General features: G+C 74.9%; 19 protein-coding genes, 2 pseudogenes and 1 riboswitch. Of the genes and pseudogenes, 15 read left to right on the top strand and 6 right to left on the bottom strand.

Translation table 11 applies throughout. The features are described from left to right. Positions 1–245: 245 nt before the first annotated feature. A complete protein-coding gene (locus tag ACIF8T_RS08405; protein WP_400032531.1) occupies positions 246–791 on the bottom strand; it encodes a hypothetical protein in 546 nt (181 codons plus the stop codon). 371 nt (positions 792–1,162) lie between these two features. Here ACIF8T_RS08405 and fmt point away from each other — a divergent pair, with 371 nt between their 5' ends. Beyond that, positions 1,163–2,095: a methionyl-tRNA formyltransferase gene (gene fmt, locus ACIF8T_RS08400; protein ID WP_400032529.1), complete on the top strand. Its 933-nt coding sequence runs from the start codon at positions 1,163–1,165 to the stop codon at positions 2,093–2,095. 119 nt (positions 2,096–2,214) lie between these two features. Beyond that, complete coding sequence (locus tag ACIF8T_RS08395; protein WP_400032527.1) at positions 2,215–3,624, top strand: RsmB/NOP family class I SAM-dependent RNA methyltransferase; 1,410 nt, start codon at positions 2,215–2,217, stop codon at positions 3,622–3,624. A 43-nt stretch (positions 3,625–3,667) separates the two neighbouring features. Here the strand turns inward: ACIF8T_RS08395 and ACIF8T_RS08390 are convergent. Both ACIF8T_RS08390 and ACIF8T_RS08385 read right to left on the bottom strand, forming a co-directional pair. Continuing rightward, positions 3,668–4,228 (bottom strand): annotated as a pseudogene (locus ACIF8T_RS08390) (hypothetical protein); the annotation flags it as partial. Between the two features lie 180 nt (positions 4,229–4,408). Continuing rightward, the gene (locus ACIF8T_RS08385) at positions 4,409–4,981 is read right to left on the bottom strand and encodes a hypothetical protein (protein ID WP_400032525.1); all 573 of its coding nucleotides are present in this window, start codon (positions 4,979–4,981) and stop codon (positions 4,409–4,411) included. Positions 4,982–5,211: 230 nt separating this feature from the next. Here ACIF8T_RS08385 and rpe point away from each other — a divergent pair, with 230 nt between their 5' ends. From rpe to ACIF8T_RS08335, 10 genes and pseudogenes are all read left to right on the top strand, one after another. After that, positions 5,212–5,898, top strand: coding sequence for a ribulose-phosphate 3-epimerase (gene rpe / locus ACIF8T_RS08380; RefSeq protein WP_400032523.1), 687 nt, complete (start codon positions 5,212–5,214; stop codon positions 5,896–5,898). A 78-nt stretch (positions 5,899–5,976) separates the two neighbouring features. Continuing rightward, entirely contained in the window at positions 5,977–7,020 is a 1,044-nt protein-coding gene (locus ACIF8T_RS08375; RefSeq protein ID WP_400032521.1) for a sugar-binding transcriptional regulator, read from the top strand. A 3-nt stretch (positions 7,021–7,023) separates the two neighbouring features. Next, entirely contained in the window at positions 7,024–7,413 is a 390-nt protein-coding gene (locus ACIF8T_RS08370) for a barstar family protein (RefSeq protein WP_400032519.1), read from the top strand. A gap of 108 nt (positions 7,414–7,521) precedes the next feature. Continuing rightward, complete coding sequence (locus ACIF8T_RS08365) at positions 7,522–8,964, top strand: GuaB1 family IMP dehydrogenase-related protein (RefSeq protein ID WP_400032517.1); 1,443 nt, start codon at positions 7,522–7,524, stop codon at positions 8,962–8,964. A gap of 169 nt (positions 8,965–9,133) precedes the next feature. Beyond that, positions 9,134–9,340, top strand: a pseudogene (locus ACIF8T_RS08360) (GNAT family N-acetyltransferase); the annotation flags it as partial. A gap of 438 nt (positions 9,341–9,778) precedes the next feature. Continuing rightward, positions 9,779–11,245, top strand: a complete 1,467-nt coding sequence (locus ACIF8T_RS08355; RefSeq protein ID WP_400032515.1) for an amino acid permease — start codon at positions 9,779–9,781, stop codon at positions 11,243–11,245. A 10-nt stretch (positions 11,246–11,255) separates the two neighbouring features. Next, a complete protein-coding gene (locus ACIF8T_RS08350; protein WP_093551890.1) occupies positions 11,256–11,708 on the top strand; it encodes an Lrp/AsnC family transcriptional regulator in 453 nt (150 codons plus the stop codon). A gap of 140 nt (positions 11,709–11,848) precedes the next feature. After that, positions 11,849–13,063, top strand: coding sequence for an MFS transporter (locus tag ACIF8T_RS08345; RefSeq protein WP_400032513.1), 1,215 nt, complete (start codon positions 11,849–11,851; stop codon positions 13,061–13,063). 246 nt (positions 13,064–13,309) lie between these two features. Further along, positions 13,310–14,098 (top strand): carbon-nitrogen hydrolase family protein, encoded by a 789-nt coding sequence (locus ACIF8T_RS08340; RefSeq protein WP_400032511.1) that lies wholly within the window; start codon positions 13,310–13,312, stop codon positions 14,096–14,098. A 50-nt stretch (positions 14,099–14,148) separates the two neighbouring features. Beyond that, positions 14,149–15,846 carry a flavin monoamine oxidase family protein gene (locus ACIF8T_RS08335; RefSeq protein WP_400032509.1) on the top strand — a complete coding sequence of 566 codons (1,698 nt, stop codon included), beginning with the start codon at positions 14,149–14,151 and terminating at the stop codon, positions 15,844–15,846. A 34-nt stretch (positions 15,847–15,880) separates the two neighbouring features. Here ACIF8T_RS08335 and ACIF8T_RS08330 read toward each other — a convergent pair whose 3' ends face one another. Further along, on the bottom strand, positions 15,881–16,612 hold the full coding sequence (locus ACIF8T_RS08330) for a DUF5995 family protein (protein WP_400032507.1): 732 nt from the start codon (positions 16,610–16,612) through the stop codon (positions 15,881–15,883). Positions 16,613–16,817: 205 nt separating this feature from the next. Here ACIF8T_RS08330 and ACIF8T_RS08325 point away from each other — a divergent pair, with 205 nt between their 5' ends. After that, positions 16,818–17,963 carry a glycoside hydrolase family 6 protein gene (locus ACIF8T_RS08325; protein WP_400033087.1) on the top strand — a complete coding sequence of 382 codons (1,146 nt, stop codon included), beginning with the start codon at positions 16,818–16,820 and terminating at the stop codon, positions 17,961–17,963. A gap of 4 nt (positions 17,964–17,967) precedes the next feature. On the opposite strand, the gene ACIF8T_RS08320 is transcribed toward ACIF8T_RS08325, so the two are convergent. Continuing rightward, entirely contained in the window at positions 17,968–19,359 is a 1,392-nt protein-coding gene (locus ACIF8T_RS08320; protein ID WP_400032505.1) for a uracil-xanthine permease family protein, read from the bottom strand. 163 nt (positions 19,360–19,522) lie between these two features. Here ACIF8T_RS08320 and ACIF8T_RS08315 point away from each other — a divergent pair, with 163 nt between their 5' ends. Next, positions 19,523–19,981, top strand: a complete 459-nt coding sequence (locus ACIF8T_RS08315; protein ID WP_400032503.1) for an acyl-CoA thioesterase — start codon at positions 19,523–19,525, stop codon at positions 19,979–19,981. Here ACIF8T_RS08315 and ACIF8T_RS08310 read toward each other — a convergent pair. Beyond that, positions 19,941–21,152, bottom strand: a complete 1,212-nt coding sequence (locus tag ACIF8T_RS08310) for an MFS transporter (protein ID WP_400032501.1) — start codon at positions 21,150–21,152, stop codon at positions 19,941–19,943. The genes ACIF8T_RS08315 and ACIF8T_RS08310 overlap by 41 nt on opposite strands. 128 nt (positions 21,153–21,280) lie before the next feature. On the opposite strand from ACIF8T_RS08310, the gene ACIF8T_RS08305 reads away from it, so the two are divergent. Further along, a complete protein-coding gene (locus tag ACIF8T_RS08305) occupies positions 21,281–22,555 on the top strand; it encodes an ROK family transcriptional regulator (RefSeq protein WP_400032499.1) in 1,275 nt (424 codons plus the stop codon). A 313-nt stretch (positions 22,556–22,868) separates the two neighbouring features. Next, positions 22,869–22,999, top strand: a riboswitch (FMN riboswitch). Positions 23,000–23,010: the final 11 nt, after the last annotated feature.

Raw genomic sequence — 23,010 nt, 5'->3', positions numbered from 1 at the left:
GTGTCTGCGTCCCCGTGCTCACGTCCCGTGCTTGCGTTCCGTGTCCTGTGCGGCGATGGTGCCGGGTGCCGGGTGTCGGGAACTGTCGGTGCCCTGGTGCGGCCTTGCTCCGGTGTTCCTGCAGAGCCTTGCGGTCTGCGGTCTGCGGTCTGCGGTCTGCGGTCTGCGGCCTCGTGCGGCCCGGCATGCGGCTGCCCTCCCGGCAGGTGTCCGGGAGGGCAGGGCGGGGGAGCGGGGGCGTCGGGTCAGCCGTTGAGCTGGCTGGGGAAGGCCGTCGGGCGGACCTCGTCGCGCAGGGCCGGGCTGCCGGCCGTCGGCTGGGTCGGCATGGAGCGGGCCGCGGGGACCGTCGGCACGGCGGGGAGGCCGGCGCCCACGTTGACCGTGCGGGTGCCCGACGGCTCCGGCGTGCGCTCGGGCTCGGCGGGGGCAGTCTGGGCCGCGGCCCGGCGGGCGCCGTAACGGCGGTGGACCGCCTGCTTGGTCACCCCGAGGGCGGAGCCCACCGCGTCCCACGAGAAGCCGAGTGAGCGGTCGAAGTCCACGGCGGCCGTGACCAGGGTCTCGACACTGTCCCGCAGTTCCTGGGCGAGACGCACCGTGGGGGCGGGGGCGCGTCCGTAGACGACGAAGCCCGTGGAAGGGCCGGAGCGGCGCGGGCGGTAGACGTTCCCCAGCTGGGCGGTGAGCGTGCGCAGTGCGTCCACCTGCCGGCGGACCCGCTCGATGTCCCGCACCAGCAAGTGCAGGCTGGCCCGAGCCTGGGCGTCGTGGGTTGCGTGGTCGGCCATGAACAAGCCTCTCGAACCGGCGTTGAAAGGAGATGGGCCGCGATCGCGGCCCGTTGTTGTCAACTCTTTCTTGACCAACGCGGATTCGCTCCGCGGGTCACGGTGTGGGGGCGCGGAGGCATATGCGTGCGCCTGTGCGGGGTGGGGTGCGCGGTCGGCCCGTCTTCGGCTCCGCCGATTCTGTCTCCCGTTCTGTCTTCCGTTCTGTCCTCCGCCCGCGCACCGCGCGTACCGGCCGACCGGGAAGCCGGGACCCGGTCGGCCGGGAAGCCGGGACCCGGCGGGGCTCGAGCGCCGCCGGCGGCTTTGCCGCGTCCTAGACTTGGGCGTTGCCCGTCCTCAACCCCCGCCCGAGAGGCCCGAACCACCCCATGAAGCTGGTCTTCGCCGGTACCCCCGAGGTCGCCGTTCCCGCTCTGGACGCTCTGCTCGCCTCCGGGCGGCACGAGGTGGCCGCCGTCGTCACGCGGCCCGACGCGCCGGCCGGGCGCGGGCGCCGGCTGGTCGCGTCGCCCGTCGCCGAGCGGGCGGAGGAGGCCGGGATCGAGGTGCTGAAGCCCGTCAGGCCGAAGGACCCGGAGTTCCTGGAGCGGCTGCGGGAGATCGGTCCTGACTGCTGCCCGGTCGTCGCCTACGGGGCGCTGCTGCCCAGGGTCGCCCTCGACGTCCCCGCCCACGGCTGGGTCAACCTGCACTTCTCGCTGCTGCCCGCCTGGCGCGGGGCCGCGCCCGTGCAGCACGCCATCATGGCCGGGGACGAGATCACGGGGGCGTCCACCTTCCTGATCGAGGAAGGGCTCGACTCCGGGCCGGTCTACGGGACGGTGACCGAGGAGATCCGGCCCACCGACACCAGCGGCGACCTGCTGACCCGGCTCGCCTTCGCCGGCGCCGGGCTGCTCGCGGCGACCATGGACGGGATCGAGGACGGCACCCTGAAGGCCGTGCCGCAGCCCGCGGAGGGCATCAGCCTCGCGCCGAAGGTCAACGTCGAGGACGCCCGCGTCGACTGGAACGCCCCGGCCCTGCGCGTCGACCGGGTGGTGCGCGGCTGCACCCCGGCCCCCGGCGCTTGGACGACCTTCCGCGGGGAGCGGCTCAAGCTGATCCAGGTCGCGCCCGTGCCCGAGCGCACGGACCTCACCCCCGGGCAGCCGCACGTCGGCAAGAACAACGTGTACGTCGGCACCGGTTCGTACGCCGTCGAGCTGCTCTGGGTGCAGGCGCAGGGCAAGAAGCCGATGAGGGCGGCGGACTGGGCGCGCGGTGTCCGGGTGGCCGACGGGGAGCGTCTGGGGGACTGACGCCCCGCGGACGGGCACCGGCGGGGGATGTCCGGGGGACCGGCCTCCCCGGCCGGGCCCCGGGGGCGACGGCGTAGGCTGGACAGCGCATCTCACCTCACACCCGGAGCACCTTTTTCGTGAGCGACCAGCCCCGTCGTCCCCGCAAGCCCTACCGCCGGCCCCAGAAGGACCCCGTGCGGATCCTCGCGTTCGAGGCCCTGCGGGCCGTGGACGAGCGGGACGCGTACGCCAACCTCGTCCTGCCGCCGCTGCTGCGCAAGGCGCGGGATAAGGGCGACTTCGACGCCCGGGACGCGGCGCTCGCGACCGAGCTGGTGTACGGGACGCTCCGGCACCAGGGGACGTACGACGCGGTCGTCGCCGCCTGTGTCGACCGGCCGCTCGGCGAGGTCGACCCGCCCGTGCTCGACGTGCTGAGCCTCGGGGCGCACCAGCTGCTCGGGACGCGGATCCCGACGCACGCCGCGGTGTCCGCCACCGTCGAGCTGGCCCGGGTCGTGCTCGGCGACGGGCGCGCCAAGTTCGTCAACGCCGTGCTGCGCAAGGTCGCGCAGGACGATCTCGACGGGTGGCTGGAGCGGGTCGCCCCGCCCTACGACGACGACCCCGAGGACCACCTCGCCGTCGTCCACTCGCACCCCCGCTGGATCGTCTCCGCGCTGTGGGACTCCCTCGGCGGCGGGCGCGCCGGCATCGAGGAGCTGCTGCGCGCCGACAACGAGCGCCCCGAGGTGACCCTGGTCGCCCGGCCCGGCCGGGCCACGACCGACGAACTGCTCGCCGAGGACGCCGCCGTGCCGGGCCGCTGGTCGCCGTACGCCGTGCGGCTGGCCGAGGGCGGCGAGCCGGGCGGCATCACGGCCGTCCGGGAAGGCCGGGCGGGCGTGCAGGACGAGGGCAGTCAGCTCGTCGCCCTGGCGCTCGCCAACGCGCCCCTGGAGGGACCCGACCGGCGCTGGCTGGACGGGTGCGCCGGACCCGGCGGGAAGGCGGCGCTGCTCGGCGCGCTCGCGGCCGGGCGGGGCGCCGTGCTGCTCGCCTCCGAGAAGCAGCCGCACCGGGCCGGTCTGGTGGCCAAGGCGCTGGACGGCAACCCGGGGCCCTATCAGGTGATCACCGCCGACGGGACGCGGCCGGCGTGGCGGCCCGGCAGCTTCGACCGGGTACTGGTGGACGTGCCGTGCACCGGGCTCGGGGCCCTGCGGCGGCGCCCCGAGGCGCGCTGGCGGCGCCGGCCGGAGGACCTGGACGGGTTCGCGCCGCTGCAGCGCGGGCTGCTGCGCACCGCGCTGGAGTCGGTGCGGGTCGGCGGGGTCGTCGGCTACGCCACCTGCTCGCCGCACCTCGCCGAGACCCGGGCGGTCGTCGCCGACCTCCTCAAGCAGGTCCCGGAGACCGAGCTGATCGACGCCCGGCCGCTGCTGCCCGGCGTACCGGACCTGGGCGAGGGACCCGACGTCCAGCTGTGGCCGCACCTGCACGGGACCGACGCGATGTACCTGGCGCTCATCCGCCGGACCGGCTGATCCCGGGGCGGACCGTCCCCCGGCGCGCCTCGCCCCTTGGCGCCTAGCTCCTTGCGGTTGTCCGCGGGACCGGCTGATCCCGGCGCGGACCGTCCCCCGGCGCGCGTTGCCCCTCGGCGCCTCGCCCCTCGCGGTCGGCCGCGGGGCCCGCCGGGGCCCCGGCCCCCCCGGTGCGGCGCCGGCGCGCCGCCCGCCCCCCCGGGCGGGCGGGGGGGGGCCCCCCGGGCGGCGGGGGCCCCGGGGGGGGGCGCCCCCCCCCCCGGGGGGGGGGCGCCCCCGGGCCCCCCCCCCCCGGGGGGGCGGCGGGGGCCCGGGCGGCCCCCGCGCACGACCGTTTCCGGCGCCTTCGCGCCGCCGTCCCCGCGGGCCGGCCGGTGCGGTCACCGCAGGCCGGCCGGGCGGTCACCGCACCTTCGGGCCGACGTCCGGGAACAAGGGCCGTGACCAGGACCGGGCGGACGGCGAGGGTGTCCAGCGGGACGCCCGGGGCCACCGCGAAGCCGGCCGCGGCGACCGGGCCGAGGCCGCGGGCGGAGTCCCTCTCGGCGGCCGGCGGCACCAGCATGCCCAGGACGACGGCGGCGCCGGAGGCGAGCACGGCCGGGCCCGCGCGGTGCGGCGCCGGGGCCGTCGCCTCGTGCCGGTCCCCGGGGCGGCGCGGCTCCTCCGGTGGCGGGCGACCGGCAGCAGGGCGTGGTCCGTGCCCGCGCCGAAGACGAGGACCGTGAGGACGCCCGCGCTCCGGCCGTCGACCGTCGGGCCCCGCGCCCGGCCGGCAGGTGGATCAGGGCCCGGGCGGCGAACGGCGCGCGGAACCACCGCCACCGGCGGGACCGGCAGCAGGGTCGTACTGCGGTGGGGGAGCAGCGGCATCACCACCACGACGGCCGTCGCGGAGAACAGCGGCGTGGAGCCGAATGCCCTCGGAGCCCTCCGCGAAGTCCGCGGAGGTGCCGCCCGGCCCCGTGACGTGCACGGCCGGCCCGTCGGCGCCCCCGCCCACGTCGCCCCGGACGGCGTCGACCGCGGGCGCGATCCGCTCCCGGCCCCGCTCGTCCCTCGTGACCGGCGCGAACACCCGCGCCGCGCGCGGACCGGCCGGCCGGTCGACGACCGGGCCCCGGATCTCCGCGCCGCGGACCCCGTGGTCGCGCAGCCGCCCGGGCTCCGCCACGTCCCCGGCGGTCCGCGCCCGGCCCCGCTCCGCCGGACCGCCGTCCCGGGCGCGGACGACGGCCGCCGGGATCCGCCCGGGCCGGAAGTCCCCGGATATCTCCAGGACTTGGGCGGACTCCGCCGACCCGGCGGCCGGGACGCCGCGTCGCTGTCCTGCGCGCCGGTCGGCTTCCGCGCGCACGGCACCGCGGGGAACGGCACCACCAGCCACAGCACCGCCGCCACCCCCTGCCCCGCCGCCCGCAGACGAGACGACCGACACCGCGTCCCCCCTCCTGAGGACCTCCGCACCGACGCCCTGAAAGGGCGCGGGGAACTGCGCGACCAGCCACGTACGGCCCGCAGCCGCAGCGAACGGACAACCTCCGGCCCCCTACCGCTCAAGCCCGGCGCAGCGCATACGCTTGGGGCATGGCCGCGCAGATCAACCCCAGCATCCTGTCCGCCGACTTCGCCCGCCTCGCGGACGAGGCCAAGGCGGTCGAGGGAGCCGACTGGCTCCACGTCGACGTGATGGACAACCATTTCGTCCCCAACCTCACGCTCGGCGTGCCGGTCGTGGAGTCGCTGGCCCGTGCGACGGACACCCCGCTGGACTGCCACCTGATGATCGAGGCCCCCGACCGGTGGGCGCCCCAGTACGTGGAAGCGGGGGCCGGTTCGGTCACCTTCCACGTGGAGGCCGCCGCCGCGCCGGTCCGGCTCGCCCGGGAGATCCGCGCCAAGGGCGCCCGCGCCTCGATGGCGCTGAAGCCCGCCACTCCCATCGAGCCGTACGAGGACCTGCTCCCCGAGCTCGACATGCTGCTGGTCATGACGGTCGAACCGGGCTTCGGGGGACAGGCCTTCCTCGACATCATGCTCCCGAAGATCCGCCGCACCCGCGAGCTGATCAGCAAGCACGGTCTGGAGCTGTGGCTCCAGGTCGACGGCGGAGTCTCGGCCTCCACCATCGAGCGGTGCGCCGAGGCCGGAGCCGACGTCTTCGTGGCCGGATCCGCCGTCTACGGCGCCTCCGACCCGGCCGAGGCGGTCCGTGCACTGCGCACCCAGGCGGACGCCGCGACGGCCCGGGCCTCCTGGGCGTGCGACCACTGAGCCACCAGAACGTGAACGGCTCCCATCAGGGCTGATCGACGGCGCCGGATCTGCGAGGATGAACGGCGAATCCAGAGTGTGAACAGTAGTGAGGAGATCGCCGTGTCGGGTATGTCGGCGGGCCGGTCAGCCATGCGGATGGGACCCGCTGAGCTGGTCCAGGCGGCGGCCATGGCCCGCCGCTTCTACCTCGAGGGCAAGTCCAAGATCCAGATCGCCGAGGAGTTCGGCGTCAGCCGCTTCAAGGTGGCCCGGGTCCTGGAGACCGCCCTCGAACGGGACCTCGTGCGCATCGAGATCCGTGTCCCGGCCGAGCTGGACGCCGAGCGCTCCGACGCGCTGCGCGCCCGCTACGGCCTCAGGCACGCCGTCGTGGTGGAGTCCCCGGCCGAGGCCGAGGAGACACCCGACCCCGAGAACCTGGGAGAGGTGGCCGCCGACCTGCTCGGCGAACTGGTCAACGAGGGCGACGTGCTGGGCCTGGCCTGGGGCCGCTCCACCATCCACATGGCGGCGGCGCTGGACAAGCTGCCGCCGTGCACGGTGGTGCAGCTGACCGGCGTGTACGACGCCGGGACCGCCGAGCGCGGCTCGGTGGAGGCCGTGCGCCGCGCCGCCCAGGTGTCGGGCGGCGACGCCCACCCCATCTACGCGCCGATGCTGCTGCCCGACGAGGCCACCGCGGCGGCGCTGCGCCACCAGACGGGCATCGCCCGGGCCTTCGAGTACTTCGACAAGGTCACGGTCGCCTGCGTCTCCATCGGCTCGTGGGAGCCGGGCATCTCGACGGTGCACGACATGCTCAGCGACGAGGAGCGCGCGCACTACGCCTCCCTCGGTGTCGCCGCCGAGATGTCCGCGCACCTCTTCGACGCCGAGGGCCGCCGGGTCGGCCGGGACCTGGGGGAGCGCTGCATCACGGTCAAGGCCGACCAGCTGCGCCGCATCCCGGAGGTCGTCGCGATCGCCGGCGGACAGCGCAAGGGCCCCGCGATCGACGCGGTGCTGCGCTCCGGGCTCGTCACCAGCCTGGTGACGGACACCTCGGCCGCGGACTACCTGATGACGGCGGGGCCGGCGCCCAGGCCGGCGCTCAACCGGGCCGACCCGGACGGGATCTGACGGATGGTCAGGGGAACGGACGGGGTGACCGGCGACCCGGCGGGCCGGATCGTGGTCACCCTGGACCTCGGCGGGGTCACGGACCGGGCGGGCCTGATGGACCGCTGCGCCCGGACCCTGGCCCTGCCCGAGTGGTTCGGCCGCAACTGGGACGCCCTGGCCGACTGCCTCTCCGACCCCGCCTTCTGGCCCGAGGGGTCCGAGGACCGGGGACTGCTGGTCGTCGTCCGGGGCTGGCGGGCGTACGCCGAGGCGCGGCCCGACGAGTGGCAGGTCGCGGAGGAGGTGTTCGCCGAGGCGACCGACCGCGGCCCGGGGCTCTTCGTCACCCTCGGCCCCGGGGAAACCGCTCTTGGAGGTTCCTCCGAACAGGCCCCTGACCAGCCTGGATGATCCGCTGGGGGTCATGCGGTCCCCCGGCATGGGAGAATGAAGTACGTGCTCTTTCCCCCTGGCTGACCTGTCCGGGGGCCACCTCTGATCGACTGGGATGTGCAGCACGTGCGTTTCCTCAATGACATCCAGCCTGCCTACGACCTGACGTACGACGACGTCTTCATGGTGCCGAGCCGCTCCGCGGTCGGTTCGCGTCAGGGCGTGGACCTCGGCTCGCCGGACGGCACGGGCACCACCATCCCGCTCGTCGTCGCCAACATGACCGCCATCGCCGGGCGCCGCATGGCTGAGACGGTGGCCCGCCGCGGCGGCCTCGTGGTCATCCCGCAGGACATCCCGATCGAGGTCGTCAAGGACGTCGTCTCCTGGGTCAAGAGCCGCCACCTGGTGCTCGACACCCCGATCGTGCTGGCCCCCCACCAGACCGTCGCCGACGCCCTCTCCCTGCTGCCCAAGCGCGCGCACAACGCCGGTGTCGTCGTCGACGAGAACCAGCGGCCGGTCGGCGTGGTCACCGACTCCGACCTGTCCGGCGTGGACCGCTTCACGCAGCTGCTGGAGGTCATGTCCCGCGACCTGCTGCTCATCGACGCGGACATGGACCCGCGCCAGGCCTTCCACACCCTGGACCACGCCAACCGCCGCTACGCGCCCGCGGTCCACCAGGACGGCACGCTCGCCGGCATCCTGACCCGCAAGGGCGCGCTGCGCGCCACGCTGTACACGCCGGCCACCGACGCCCGGGGGCGGCTGCGCATCGCCGCGGCCGTCGGCATCAACGGCGACGTCGCCGGCAAGGCCCAGCAGCTGCTGGAGGCCGGCGTCGACACGCTCGTCATCGACACCGCGCACGGCCACCAGGAGTCGATGCTCAGCGCCCTGAAGCTGGTGCGCGACCTCGACCCGCAGGTGCCCCTCGTCGCGGGCAACGTGGTCGCCGCGGCGGGCGTGCGCGACCTGATCGAGGCGGGCGCCGACATCGTCAAGGTCGGCGTCGGCCCCGGCGCCATGTGCACCACCCGCATGATGACCGGCGTCGGCCGGCCGCAGTTCTCCGCCGTCCTGGAGTGCGCCGCCGAGGCGAAGAAGTACGGCAAGCACGTGTGGGCCGACGGCGGGGTCCGCCACCCCCGTGACGTGGCGATGGCCCTCGCGGCCGGCGCCTCCAACGTGATGATCGGCTCCTGGTTCGCCGGGACCTACGAGTCCCCGGGCGACCTCCAGCACGACGCCCAGGGGCGGCCGTACAAGGAGTCCTTCGGCATGGCGTCCGCGCGTGCGGTGCGCAACCGCACCTCGGAGGAGTCGGCGTACGACCGGGCCCGCAAGGCCCTGTTCGAGGAGGGCATCTCCACCTCCCGGATGTTCCTCGACCCGGCCCGCCCGGGCGTCGAGGACCTGATCGACTCGATCATCGCGGGCGTCCGCTCCTCGTGCACCTACGCCGGTGCGGCCTCCCTGGAGGAGTTCGCCGAGAAGGCCGTCGTCGGCATCCAGAGCGCCGCCGGCTACGCGGAGGGCAAGCCGCTGCACGCCAGCTGGACCTGATCCCGCCCCTCTCGCGTACGGCCCCCGGCGAAAACCGGGGGCCGTCGCCGTGTCCGCGCGCCGCCGTCGCCGGACACGGTGACCACCGTCTGCCGGGCCGCCGACGTGGCGCTGCCCGGCCGCTTCCCCGGCTCCGGCACGGCCCCGGCTCCCCGCTCGCCGGTTCGCCTGCCAGGAGGCCGGGCGGAGCGCGTGCCCTGTCGCCCGGCGGGACGCGCGGCCCGTCGGCCACGCCGAGGCCCACCGGGGCGGCCGCGCGGCCCGCGAGGCCCGGCTCCCCGCCCGCCCCGAGACCAACGCCCTCGCCGTCCGGCCCGCGAGGCCGCGCTCGCGCGGCATCGGCAGCGCCCTGATCCGCCGGGCGGAGGACCTGGCCCGCGGCCGCACGGCCGCCGGCCTCGCGTGGCGGCGGACAACCCGCGGGCGGCCCGGCCGCACGCGCGGCCCGGATACCGCCCGTTCGCCGCCCGCCTCGACCGCCGGTCCCACGAGGACCCCGCCGGTCCCACGAGGACCCCGCCGGACGCACGCACGGGGCCGTCGCGGCATGCGCCTTCCTCGTCCGGGAACCGGCCTGATCAGGCCCCCGCGCAACGGTCGAAAGCCCTCGCGCAACGAACACCCGCCGTGCCGCGAGGAACGCAACGATCTTGCGGAGACGCGCAAGGTTGCTGCATTACGGGGGCAACGCCCCGCTCGTAGGGTTCTGCGCTGTACGTGGCGTGGCGAGGACCCCGCTCGGTGGGTCCCGGCTGTGCGCCGGATCGCCGCCGGTCCCCGCCGACACCGACCGGCAGCGATGAAGGAGCCGCGCGTGCTCGACCAAGGCGCACCCCCGCAGGACAGCAGTCAGACAAGCCCGGCAGCCGCCGGCCTCGCCGCGCGTCTCATGCGGCGCAAGCCCGTGGAACGCCTGGTCGCGGAGGGCGGCCAGGGCGAGGGCGGGTCCCTGCGGCGCTCGCTCGGGCTGTGGCAGCTGACCATGATCAGCATCGGGGCCACCCTCGGCACCGGCATCTTCGTGGTGCTCGGCGACGCCGTCCCGGAGGCCGGCCCCGCGGTCACCCTGGCCTTCGTGATCGCCGGCCTCACGGCCCTGTTCTCGGCCCTGTCGTACGCCGAACTCGCGGGCAGCATCCCGGTCGCCGGCTCCTCCTACTCGTACGCGTACGCAACGATGGGCGAGCTGGTCGCCTGGGTGTGCGGCTGGTGCCTGGTGCTGGAGTACGGCGTGTCGGTGGCCGCCGTCGCCGTCGGCTGGGGCGAGTACCTCAACGAGCTGCTCGACGGCACGATCGGGGTCACCGTCCCCGCGGCCCTGTCGTCGGCGCCCGGCGAGGGCGGCATCGTCAACCTGCCCGCCCTGATCGTCGTCCTGCTGGCGATGGTGTTCCTGCTCGGCGGCGTCCGGGAGTCCGCCCGCGCCAACACGATCATGGTCGCCGTGAAGATAGCCGCCCTGGTGCTGTTCTGCGCCGTCGGCTTCACCGGCTTCCGGTCCGGCAACTACGCCGACTTCATGCCGCTCGGCATGGCCGGGGTCAGCGCGGCCGGCGCCACGCTGTTCTTCTCCTACATCGGCTTCGACGCCGCCTCCACCGCCGGTGAGGAGGCCAAGGACCCGAAGAAGGACCTGCCGCGCGCGATCATGCTCTCGCTGATCATCGTGACCGCGCTGTACGTGCTCGTCGCGGGCGTCGCCGTCGGCGCCTGGCACTGGACGAAGTTCGAGGGCTCCGACGCCTCCCTCGCCGCGATCATGAACGACGTCAGCGGCCAGGGCTTCTGGGGCACCCTGCTCGCGCTCGGCGCGGTCATCTCCATCGCCAGCGTGGTCCTCACCGTGCTCTACGGCCAGACCCGCATCCTGTTCGCGATGTCCCGCGACGGCCTGGTGCCCAAGGCGCTCGGCAAGGTCGACGAGAAGACCGGCGCGCCCCGCCTCAACACGGTGATCGTCTCCCTGTTCTGCGGCGTGCTCGCCGCGCTGATCCCGCTGGGCAAGCTCGTCGACGCCACCAGCATCGGCACGCTGTTCGCCTTCGCCCTGGTCAACATCGCGGTCGTCGTGCTGCGCTACCGCCGGCCGGAGCTGGAGCGCACCTTCAAGGTGCCGTTCGGACCGGTGCTGCCGGTGCTCGGCTTCCTGTTCTGCGCCTACAACATGTTCAGCCTCGACACCGTGACCTGGCAGGTCTTCGGGTTCTGGATGGCCGCCGGTCTCGTGTTCTACTTCGTGTACGGCTACCGCCGCTCCCGACTCGCACCATCTGAGAAGTGATCACCCGACCGTGCTGAACGATCTCGACGAACGCATCGTGCACGCCCTCGCCGAGGACGCCCGCCGCTCCTACGCGGACATCGGCCAGCTCGTCGGCCTCTCCGCGCCCGCCGTGAAACGGCGCGTGGACCGGCTGCGGGCCACCGGGGCCATCACCGGGTTCACCGTCCGCGTGGACCCGGCGGCGCTCGGCTGGGAGACCGAGGGGTTCGTCGAGATCTACTGCCGGCGCAACACCTCCCCGGAGACCATCCAGCGGGGCCTGGAGCGCTACCAGGAGGTCGTGGCCGCGTCCACCGTCACCGGGGACGCGGACGCGGTCGCCCAGGTCTTCGCCTCCGACATGCGTCACTTCGAACGGGTCCTGGAGCGGATCGCCGGGGAGCCGTTCGTGGAGCGGACCAAGTCCGTGCTCGTCCTGTCGCCGCTGCTGCGGCGCTTCTCGTCGGGGTCGCCCACGTAATCCCCGGGCGCCGCGCCGCCCGCCCGGTCTAGCATCGGTGCCATGACCTGGCGACATTGATCCCGCAGCCGTGCCTCGTCCCGAGGGCCGCCTCGGACGCCGTACCCCCGGCGTCCGATCCGTCCCTGCGGGAAGGCCTCATGACATCCTCACCCACGCGTGTGCCGGCCACCGGTGTCCGGCGGCTGACGGCCACGCTGTACGGCTACGCGTTCCTCCACGACCTCGTCCTGCTGTACCCGGTGTACGCGCTGCTGTTCGCCGACACCGGTCTGTCGGTCGGGCAGATCTCCACCCTGTTCGCGCTGTGGTCGGTCACCGGCCTGGTGCTGGAGGTGCCCTCCGGTGCCTGGGCCGACGCCGTCTCCCGCCGCCTGCTGCTGGGGCTCGGCCCGCTGCTCACCGCCGCCGCCTTCGCCCTGTGGGTGTGCGTCCCGTCGTACGGGGCGTTCGCGCTCGGCTTCGTGCTGTGGGGCGCGGGCGAGGCCCTCGTCTCCGGCGCCCAGGAGGCGCTGGTCTACGACGAACTCGACCGGCTCGGCGCGGCCGGCCGGTACGCCCGCGTCACGGGCCGGGCCCGGGCGGCGGGTCTGCTCGGCGTGCTGGCGGCGATGGGACTCGCCGGGCCGGTGCTGGACCTCGGCGGCTACCCGGCCGTGGGCGCCGCGAGCGTGCTGGCCTGTCTGCTGGCCGCCGCGGCGGCGACCCGGTTCCCCGAGCACCGCGCGCCGGGCGCCGGGGGCGACGGCTGGACCGCCACCCTGCGGGGCGGCCTCGCCCGGGTCCGCGACGACCGCTCCGTGCGCGGCGCGCTGCTGCTCGTCCCCGCGGTGACCGCCGTCTGGGGCACGCTCGACGAGTACACCCCGCTGCTGGTGCGGGAGACCGGCGTGCGCGACGAGCACGTGCCGTACCTGCTCCTGCTGGTCTGGGCGGGCGCCACGGCCGGCGGCCTGCTCGCCGGGCCGGGCGAGCGCCTGGCCGCGGGCGGACCGGCGGCCCTGCTCGCGGGCTCGGCGCTGGCCCTGGCGGCGGGCGCCGCGACCGGCACCCCCGCCGGGCTGGCGCTCGTGGCGCTCGCCTTCGGCGGCTTCCAGCTGGCCACCGTGCTGGCCGACGCCCGCCTCCAGCACCGCATCGACGAGGCCGGCCGGGCGACGCTCACCTCGGTGGCGGGCCTGGGCACCGGCCTGGCGACGGTCGTCGTGTACGGCGCGTACGGCGTCGTCGGCTCGGTGAGCACCCACGGCACGGCGTTCGTGTGGGGTGCGGTGCCCTACCTGGTGACGGCGCTGCTGCTCGGCGTGCGGGCGCGGGCCGGCCGGCACACCGGTGGGCGCGCGGCGCCGCGCTGACCTGGCGTGCCGCTCCGGCTCCCGCGGCGGCGACCGGGTCCCCGGCGTCCCTCCCGGGGCCCTCCCCGTCCGTCCGCCAGGCGCCGCGCGGGCCCGCCGGACGGCGCGCAACGAATCGCCGCGCAGGGCCCGGCGGACGCAATGATCCGCTCACCCGTGCGCAACGGCTCCTCCTTGTCCGGCCGAGCCCGCCGACCGTACCGTCTATCTGACCCCCGAAACCCCGCGTCCCGGTGAGGAACACGCATGCGCACCGCCCTGCTCCAGAGCTCCGGCCGGCCCGGCTCGACCGTCGAGAACCTCAAGGTCCTCGACGAGGCCGCGGGCCGCGCCGCCGCCGCGGGCGCGGGGCTGCTCGCCGCTCCGGAGATGTTCCTGACCGGGTACGCGATCGGCGACGACATCGCCCGGCTCGCCGAGCCCGCCGACGGCGACGCCGCCGACGCGGTCGCCGAGACCGCCGCACGGCACGGCATCGCGATCGCCTACGGCTACCCGGAGCGCGACGGCGGAACGGTGTACAACTCCGCCCAGCTGATCTCCGCCGACGGCACCCGCCTGGCCAACTACCGCAAGACGCACCTGTTCGGCTGCTTCGAGCGCGACCACTTCACGCCGGGCGACCGGCAGGTCGTGCAGGCCGAGCTGGACGGTCTGCGGATCGGCCTGATGATCTGCTACGACGTCGAGTTCCCGGAGAACGTGCGCGCCCACGCCCTGGCCGGCACGGACCTGCTGCTGGTGCCGACCGCGCAGATGCACCCGTTCCAGTTCGTCGCCGAGTCCGTGGTGCCGGTGCGGGCCTTCGAGAACCAGATGTACGTCGCGTACGTCAACCGGGTCGGCGCGGAGGGCGAGTTCGAGTTCGTCGGCCTGTCGACCCTGGCCGGGCCCGACGGCGTCGCGCGCACCCGGGCCGGGCGCGCCGAGGAACTCGTCCTCGCCGACGCCGACCCCGTCTTCCTCGCCGCGTCCCGCGAGGCCAACCCGTACCTGCGGGACCGCCGCCCCGGCCTGTACGGGTCCCTGGTCTGACCCTCCCCGCTCTTCCCCCGCAAGCATTCCGCGCAAGGAGTCCGTACCCCATGACGTCCACGGTGCCCAACGCCGTCGAGCACGCCGACGAGCAGCAGCCGCCGATCACCATGTTCGGCCCGGACTTCCCGTACGCGTACGACGACTTCCTCGCCCACCCGGCCGGTCTCGGCCAGGTCCCCGCGACCGAGCACGGCACCGAGGTCGCGATCATCGGCGGCGGTCTGTCCGGCATCGTCGCCGCGTACGAGCTGATGAAGATGGGCCTCAGGCCCGTCGTGTACGAGGCCGACCGGATCGGCGGCCGGCTGCGCACGGTCGGCTTCGAGGGCTGCGACCCCTCGCTCACCGCCGAGATGGGCGCCATGCGCTTCCCGCCGTCCTCCACGGCGCTGCAGCACTACATCGACCTGGTCGGCCTGGAGACCAGGCCGTTCCCCAACCCGCTCGCGGAGGCCACGCCCTCGACGGTCGTCGACCTCAAGGGCGAGAGCCACTACGCCGAGACCATCGACGACCTGCCCCAGGTCTACCGGGACGTCGCCGAGGCGTGGAACAAGTGCCTGGAGGAGGGCGCCGACTTCTCCGACATGAACCGCGCGATGCGCGAGCGGGACGTGCCGCGCATCCGCGAGATCTGGGCGAAGCTCGTCGAGAAGCTCGACAACCAGACCTTCTACGGCTTCCTCTGCGACTCCGAGGCGTTCAAGTCCTTCCGGCACCGCGAGATCTTCGGCCAGGTCGGCTTCGGCACCGGCGGCTGGGACACCGACTTCCCGAACTCCATCCTGGAGATCCTGCGGGTCGTCTACACCGAGGCCGACGACCACCACCGCGGCATCGTCGGCGGCTCCCAGCAGCTGCCGCTGCGCCTGTGGGAGCGCGAGCCGGAGAAGATCGTGCACTGGCCGTACGGGACCTCCCTGAAGTCCCTGCACGTCGACGGCGAGCCGCGCCCGGCCGTGACCCGGCTGCACCGCACCGCGGGCAACCGGATCACCGTGACGGACGCGAACGGCGACATCCGCACCTACAAGGCGGCGATCTTCACCGCCCAGTCCTGGATGCTGCTGTCCAAGATCGCCTGCGACGACTCGCTCTTCCCGATCGACCACTGGACGGCGATCGAGCGCACCCACTACATGGAGTCCTCCAAGCTCTTCGTGCCCGTGGACCGGCCGTTCTGGCTGGACAAGGACGAGGAGACCGGCCGGGACGTCATGTCGATGACGCTCACCGACCGCATGACCCGCGGCACCTACCTGCTGGACGACGGCCCCGACAAGCCCGCCGTCATCTGCCTGTCCTACACCTGGTGCGACGACAGCCTGAAGTGGCTGCCGCTGTCCGCGAACGAGCGGATGGAGGTCATGCTGAAGTCGCTCGGCGAGATCTATCCCAAGGTCGACATCCGCAAGCACATCATCGGCAGCCCGGTGACCGTCTCCTGGGAGAACGAGCCCTACTTCATGGGCGCGTTCAAGGCCAACCTGCCGGGCCACTACCGCTACCAGCGGCGCCTGTTCACGCACTTCATGCAGGACCGGCTGCCCGAGGACAAGCGCGGCATCTTCCTCGCCGGCGACGACATCTCCTGGACGGCCGGCTGGGCCGAGGGCGCCGTGCAGACCGCGCTGAACGCCGTCTGGGGCGTCATGCACCACTTCGGCGGCGGGACCGACGCGTCCAACCCGGGCCCGGGCGACGTCTACGACGAGATCGCCCCGGTCGAACTTCCCGAGGACTGAGACCGGTCCACGCCCCGGCCACGGCCGCGCCCCCTCACGGGGCGCGGCCGTCGCCGTTCCAGGAGGGCAGCGGGGTGAGCAGCATGCGCCCGGCGAAGCCCACCGCCGCGTCCAGCCGTTCGGTGAACTCCCCGGCCACCTCCGGCAGTCCGCGCAGCGCCCACAGCGCGCGGGCCGCCGTCCAGGCGGCGTCCCGGGCCCGCTCCAGGCTCCACGCGCCGAGCAGGTGCGTCAGCGGATCGGCGATCTGCAGGAGGTCGGGGCCCGGCATCAGATCCTCGCGGACACGCTCCTCCAGCGCGACGAGGAGATCGCCCACGCGGTCGAACTCGTCCTCCACGTCGGCCGGTTCGCAGTGGACCGTACGACAGGTGTCCACGACGGCGAGCGCGAGGTCGTGGCCGATGTGCGCGTTGATGCCCGCCAGCGCGAACTGCAGCGGCCGTACGCCGGGATGGCGGCGGAGCTGCGCCAGCGGCCGCCAGCAGGCCGGCGGACGCCCCCCGCCGGCCGCCGCGTCGACGGCGGCCAGGTAGCGCTCGGCGAACCGCACGTCCAGCGTGATCGCCGCCCGCGCGTCCGCGAAGCGACCCGCGTCGACGCTCCGGTCCACCGCCTCGGTGACGGTGAGGTAGACGCGGTTGAACACCGCCAGCCCGTCCCGGGCCGGCAGGGCCGCGTCGAGGGCGCGCATCCGGCGGACGACGGCGTCGACGGGCGTGCTCGCCGGGTCGGCGAGGGTGCTGATCTGTTCGCATTGCGCCATGGGGGCAGAGTCGCAGCTTTAGGCTGGGGCGCGTACCGGCGGGTCCGGCGCTTCCCCGGAAAGGGGGAACGGGCCCGCCGCGGGGGAGCGTGCGCCGCGGGGGAGCGGCCACCCGACGAGGGGGGAACACAGCGTGGCAGGCCAACGTGCCCGGCGGCTGGCCGCCCGCCGGGCCGAGCGCAGGCGCGCCGCCCGGCGCGGCGTGATGGTGGCCGCGGCGTCGGTGGTGGTCGCGGTGGGCACCGCGGCCGGCGTGATGTCCGCGTACGACGACGGGCGCGCCCCGGACCGGGCCGGGCCCGAGGTGACCGCGTCGCCGCGCCTGGCGCCGCTGCCCGCGGTGCCGTCGGCGTCCCCGCCGGCGTCCCCGTCGGCCACCGCGTCCGCCGCCCCGCCCACGGCCACGCCGGCCCGGCGGACGGCGAGCGCCCCGCCCGCGCCGGCCGGGACCGCGACGGGGCAGCGCGAGCGGCGCGGGCCCGCCACCGCCACCCGGCTCTACCGGCACCCCGACTCCAACGTGCTCGACTGGGTTCGGTCGAACCCCGGCGACCCGCGCCGGGCGGTCATCGAGTCCCGCATCGCCGACCAGCCGGCCGCGGTGTGGTTCGCCGACTTCACGCCCGGCACCATCACCTCCCGGGTCCGCGCGGTCACCTCGGGCGCCGCCGCGCAGGGCCGGGTCCCGGTCGTCGTGCCGTACGCGATCCCGGACCGCGACTGCGGCGGGCACTCCGAGGGCGGGGCGCCGGACCTGGCGGCGTACGACGCCTGGATCGACCGGTTCGCCGCGGGGCTCGGCTCCGGCGAGGTGGTGGTGATCCTGGAGCCGGACGCGGTCGCGCAGTCCGGGTGCCTCCCCGCCGGCCCGCGGGCCGAGCGCTTCGCCTCGCTGGCCCGCGCCGGGCGGGTCCTGAAGGACGCCAACCCCCGGGCGCGGGTCTACTTCGACGCGGGCCACTCCGGCTGGCACCCGCCCGCCGAGCAGGCGGCGCTGCTGCGGCAGGCCGGCGCCGCCTCGGCCGACTCCTCCGACGGCGTCTTCAGCAACGTCTCCAACTTCCACGCCACCGACGACGAGATCGCCTACGACCGCCGGGTCCTCGACGCCCTCGGCGGACCGCGGGGCCTCGGCGCGGTGATCGACACCAGCCGCAACGGCAACGGCGCCCCGCCCGACGGCGAGTGGTGCGACCCGGCGGGCCGCGCCCTGGGCCGCACCCCGACCCTGAGCACCGGCGAGGACCGGATCGACGGCTACCTGTGGGTGAAGCTGCCCGGGGAGTCGGACGGCTGCAAGGGCGCGCCGGGCACCTTCACGCCGTCGTACGCCTACGACCTGGCCCGCTGAGCCGTCACGGCCGCGTGCGCCGCTCCGGCTCGTCGTAGGAGCTGGTGCCCTCGTCCAGCAGGGGCTCCTGTGTCTTGAGGTGGGCGGGCGCGAAGGCGCGCAGTGCGTGGTAGCCGGTGATGACGACCACGGTGCCCAGCGCGATGCCGCTCAGCGAGAAGGTGTCGGTGAACTCCATGGTGACGTTGCCGACGCCGATGATGATGCCCGCCGCGGCCGGCACCAGGTTGAGCGGGTTGCGCAGGTCCACCTCGGCGTTGATCCAGATCTGCGCGCCGAGCAGGCCGATCATGCCGTACAGGATGACGGTGATGCCGCCGAGCACCCCGCCGGGGATCGCGGCCACGACCGCGCCGAACTTCGGGCACAGGCCGAACAGCAGCGCGAAACCGGCGGCCGCCCAGTACGCGGCCGTCGAGTAGACCCGGGTCGCGGCCATCACGCCGATGTTCTCGGAGTACGTGGTGGTGGGCGGGCCGCCGACCGCCGTGGAGAGCACCGAGCCGACGCCGTCGGCCGAGATCGCCGTGCCCAGCTTGTCGTCCAGGTCGTCGCCGGTCATCTCGCCGACCGCCTTGACGTGCCCGGCGTTCTCGGCGACCAGCGCGATGACGACCGGCAGCGCGACCAGGACCGCCGACCACTCGAAGGACGGGCCGTGCAGCGTCGGCAGCCCGATCCAGTCGGCCTGGCCGACCGCGGAGAGGTCCAGCCGCCAGTGGTCGGTGACCTTGCCGCTGCCGTCCGCCGAGTGGATCTTCCCGAAGGCCAGGTCGAAGACCCAGGAGACGGCGTACCCGAAGACCAGTCCCAGGAAGATCGCGATCCGCGACCAGAAACCGCGCAGGCAGACCACCGCCAGACCGGTGAACAGCATCACCAGCAGGGCCGTCCACTGGTCCTGCGGCCAGTACGTCGACGCGGTCACCGGCGCCAGGTTGAAGCCGATCAGCATCACCACCGCGCCGGTCACGACCGGCGGCATCGCGGCGTGGATGATCCGCGCCCCGAACCGCTGCACGGCCAGCCCGACGAGGAACAGCGCGACACCGACGACGAGGACCGCGCCGGTCACGGTGGCGCTGGTGCCGCCCTGGGCGCGGATCACCGCCGCCACCCCGACGAACGACAGCGAGCAGCCCAGGTAGCTGGGCACCCGGCCGCGGGTGGCGAGCAGGAAGACGACGGTGGCGACGCCCGACATCATGATCGCGAGGTTCGGGTCCAGGCCCATCAGGACCGGGGCGACGAACGACGCCCCGAACATGGCCACCACGTGCTGGGCGCCGAGCCCGGCCGTGCGGGGCCACGAGAGCCGTTCGTCGGGGCGGACCACCGCGCCGGGGGCCGGGGTGCGTCCGTCGCCGTGCAGTGTCCAGCGGACGCCGAGATCCATGGGGTGTCGCTTTCGTCGTGCGGGCAGCTCGTCCGGACCATTGTCGGGGCAGCCGGGGCGTGCTTCGCACACGTGAGCGTCCGCTCAGGCCATCGGCCTAGGATGGGCGCGCCGCGCTTCGATGTACGCGGCACCCAGTCCGTACGTCCCAGGAGTACCGCCCGTGACCGCCGAAGCCCCGATCGCCCCCGCCCTGTCGTACGGCCGGCTGATCCCCGTCACCGTCCACTTCGACGACCTGGACGCGCTCGGGCTGCTGCACAACGCCCGCTACCCGCTGATGGTCGAGCGGGCCTGGACCGCGCTGTGGCAGGAGCACGGCTTCCGCTTCGAGGGCGACTGGGCGGCGGCCGGCGACGCCTGCAACGCGGTCAGGGAACTGCGGATCAGCTACGAGGCGCCGGTGACCCGGCCGGGCGCGTACGCCGTCCACCTGTGGCTGGACCGCCTCGGCACGACCGGGCTGACGTACGGCTTCCGCTTCTGCTCGGCGGACGGCGCCACCACCTACGCCCAGGGCACCCGGGTGCTGGTCCGGCTGGACGCCGACACGCTGCGCCCGGCGCCCTGGAGCGAGGCGTTCAGGGCCGTGGGCCGGGAACTGCTGCGTCCGGCCGGCTGAGCTTCGCCCGCTCGCGCTCGCCGGGGCGCAGCACGCCCGCGAACGCCGCCACCCCGCAGGACAGCACCGTCACCAGCACGAACGACACCATCAGGCTGGTCGCCTGGGCCAGCAGGCCGATCGCGCTCGGCGCGACGAGCCCCGAGGTGTAGGTGATGGTCGCGACCCCGGCGATGGCCAGACTGGGGTTGGAGCCGCTGCGGCCCGCCGCCGCGAAGCACAGCGGCACGACCACCGCGATGCCCAGCCCCATCAGCGCGAACCCGCCCATCGCCACGGCCGGCTGCGGCGCGACGACGATCAGCACGCCGCCCAGGACGGCGAGGACACCGCTCGCCCGGACCGTGCGCACGGCCCCGTAGCGGTCCACCACCCTGTCCCCGGCGATCCGGGCGACGGCCATGGTGAGGGTGAAGGCGGTGGTGCAGGCCGCCGCCAGACCGGCGGACGCCTCCAGCCGGTCGCGCAGGTAGACCGCCGACCAGTCCAGGCTCGCGCCCTCCGCGAACACCGCGCAGAACCCGATCGCGCCGATGAGCAGCGCCGAGCGGGGCGGCAGCGCGAACTGCGGCGGCGGGTCCTCGTCCTCGGCGGGCTGGAGGTCGAGCACCCAGGCGCACGCGACCGTGCCGAGCACCGTGAGCACGGCCGCGGCCAGCGCGTGGTGCAGCCGGGCGTCCACGCCCAGGTGGGCGGCGAGGGTGCCGGCCGCCGAGCCGATCAGGGCGCCCGCGCTCCACATGCCGTGCAGCCCGGACATGATCGACCGGCCGAGGCGGTTCTCGACCTCCACGCCGAGCGCGTTCATCGCCACGTCCGCCATCCCGGCCGTGGCGCCGTAGACGAACAGGGCCAGGCAGAGGGTGAGCAGGTTGGGGGAGAGGGACGGCAGGACGAGCGCGAGCGTCCACAGCGCCATCAGGCCGCGCAGCGCGGTGCGGGCGCCGAACCGGTGGCTGACGCTGCCCGCCAGCGGCATGGCGACGGAGGCGCCGAGCGCGGGGAAGGCCAGCGCCAGACCGAGCTGGCCCGCGCTCACCCCCGCGTGGTCCTGGATCCACGGCACCCGGGTCGCGAACGAGCCGGTGACGGCACCGTGCACGGCGAAGACGGCCGCCACGGCGTACCGGGCGCGCCTCACCTGGCGTTGCTCGTGGACCACTGCGCTCATTCTCCCGCCCTTCCTGGACTCCGCTTCCGTCGCGGCGCACCGCCGCCGTAAACTATCAGGAACCCTGCCTGATAGATAGAGGACGACGGGGCGCCCCTCGCTCCCCGCCGATCTGGAAGGATCCCGGCATGCCCGCATCCCCGAGCACCGCCCGGGTCATCAACGACCGGCTCGCCCTGCGCCTGCTCGTGCAGCAGGGCCCGTTGACGGCGGGGCAGCTCAAGCAGCTCACCGGCCTGTCCCGGCCCTCCGTCGCCGACCTCGTCGAGCGCCTCACCGCGTCCGGCCTGATCGCCGTGGTGGGGGAGTCCGGGGAGCAGCGCCGCGGCCCGAACGCGAAGCTCTACGGCATCGTCGCCGACCGCGCCCACCTCGCCGCGCTGGACGTGCGCACCCAGAGCGTCGCCGTGGTCGTCTCCGACCTCGTCGGCCGGGTGCTGGGGGAGGCCGCCGTGCCCATCGACGGCGGCCGCGGGACGGGCCCCGCCGTCGAGCAGGCGGTCGCCCTGGTCGAGCGGGTGGTGAAGGAGGCGGGCGCCGACCGGCTGCACACCGTCGGCATCGGCGCGCCCGGCCTGATCGACCCGGCCACCGGCGAGCTGCGCGTCTCCAGCGGGCTGCCCCAGTGGCACCGCCGCCTGGTGGCCGCCCTCCAGGAGCGGCTGCCCGAGGCCCGGGTCAGCGTGGAGAACGAGACCAACCTCGCGGCCCTGGCGGAGCAGCGGGACGGCGCCGCCCGGGACCGGGACACGTTCGTGCTGCTGTGGCTGGGCCACGGCACCGGCGCGGCCGTGGTGCTCGACGGGGCCCTGCGGCGCGGCGCCTCCGGCGGCACGGGCGAGATCGGCTTCCTGCCGGTGCCCGGCACGGGCGCGCTGCCGTCGGCGACGGACTGCGCGGGCGGCCTCCACTCCCTGGTGGGGCCGGCGGCGGTCGCCGAGCTCGCCCGGGAGCACGGGGTGACGGCGGACGCGGGCGAGCCGTCCGCGGCGGGGCTCGTGCGGGCGGCCGCGGAAGACGAGGCGGGGAGCGCGGCTTCGGCGGTTCCGTCGGCCGGGTCCGCCGGGGCGGGGCCGGACGCCTCCCCCGCGCCGCCGTCCGCCGCCCCGCCCGGCGCCCGCGCGGCCTCCCGGTTCCTCGACGCCCTGGCCGACCGCGTCGCCGTGGGCGTCGCCTCGGTGGTCGCGGTCCTGGACCCCGGGTGCGTGGTGCTGGGCGGCGAGGTCGGGCAGGCGGGCGGGGAGCGGCTCGCCGCCCGGGTGCGGGAACGCGTCGCCCGCATGTCGCCGCTGCCCACCGAGGTGCGGCCCGGCGCCCTCGGCGGCGGCGCCGTCCTGCGCGGCGCCCTGCTGACCGCGCGCGACCGCGCGCAGGACGAGCTGTTCGCGCCGCCGGAGCGCTAGCGCGGCCGCCGGGGCGGCTGGAAGGCCCGACGGCGGGCAAGGGCCGTCGTCACCGCCGCCGGGCCGTCTGTGGGGTGCGGCAGGGAGGTCGAACGCTGTGGCGGTGCCGGACCGGGCCGACCCTAAGAGGACTAGACCAGAGCGTCAATAGGTATGGACCAATCGCTTCGGCCCCGCAACCCCCGCGTCCCGCCCGGCCGTTGCGGAAGCGGCCCTCGCTCGGTGAGGACCGCGGCACGCTCTGTGAGGCAGCCCACATCAGTCACCCGTATGGATGTCGATCGGGCGTGGCAAACTGGCCGTGTACCAGTAGCAGCGCACTCCGGGGTCGGTGAAAGTCCGAACCGGCGGTTACAGTCCGCGACCCGGTCGCCTCCAGCGGCCGGTTGACCAGGTGAAATTCCTGGACCGACGGTTAAAGTCCGGATGGGAGGCAGTGCGCGGCGGGCGGGCAT

Origin of the sequence: Streptomyces sp. NPDC085946, from assembly GCF_044540485.1 — a bacterium.
Classification (GTDB): domain Bacteria; phylum Actinomycetota; class Actinomycetes; order Streptomycetales; family Streptomycetaceae; genus Streptomyces.
Note: the sequence above shows the minus strand (reverse complement) of the source record. Positions and strands in the feature narration are given on the sequence as shown.

Bases quoted from the DNA above. Each gene is read 5' to 3' on its own strand.
- ACIF8T_RS08335 (WP_400032509.1), top strand. From the start codon at position 14,149: ATGACGTCCACGGTGCCCAACGCCGTCGAGCACGCCGACGAGCAGCAG.
- ACIF8T_RS08345 (WP_400032513.1), top strand. From the start codon at position 11,849: ATGACATCCTCACCCACGCGTGTGCCGGCCACCGGTGTCCGGCGGCTG.
- ACIF8T_RS08310 (WP_400032501.1), bottom strand. From the start codon at position 21,152: ATGAGCGCAGTGGTCCACGAGCAACGCCAGGTGAGGCGCGCCCGGTAC.
- rpe (WP_400032523.1), top strand. From the start codon at position 5,212: ATGGCCGCGCAGATCAACCCCAGCATCCTGTCCGCCGACTTCGCCCGC.
- ACIF8T_RS08320 (WP_400032505.1), bottom strand. From the start codon at position 19,359: ATGGATCTCGGCGTCCGCTGGACACTGCACGGCGACGGACGCACCCCG.
- ACIF8T_RS08305 (WP_400032499.1), top strand. From the start codon at position 21,281: ATGCCCGCATCCCCGAGCACCGCCCGGGTCATCAACGACCGGCTCGCC.
- fmt (WP_400032529.1), top strand. From the start codon at position 1,163: ATGAAGCTGGTCTTCGCCGGTACCCCCGAGGTCGCCGTTCCCGCTCTG.
- ACIF8T_RS08340 (WP_400032511.1), top strand. From the start codon at position 13,310: ATGCGCACCGCCCTGCTCCAGAGCTCCGGCCGGCCCGGCTCGACCGTC.
- ACIF8T_RS08325 (WP_400033087.1), top strand. From the start codon at position 16,818: ATGGTGGCCGCGGCGTCGGTGGTGGTCGCGGTGGGCACCGCGGCCGGC.
- ACIF8T_RS08370 (WP_400032519.1), top strand. From the start codon at position 7,024: ATGGTCAGGGGAACGGACGGGGTGACCGGCGACCCGGCGGGCCGGATC.
- ACIF8T_RS08330 (WP_400032507.1), bottom strand. From the start codon at position 16,612: ATGGCGCAATGCGAACAGATCAGCACCCTCGCCGACCCGGCGAGCACG.
- ACIF8T_RS08405 (WP_400032531.1), bottom strand. From the start codon at position 791: ATGGCCGACCACGCAACCCACGACGCCCAGGCTCGGGCCAGCCTGCAC.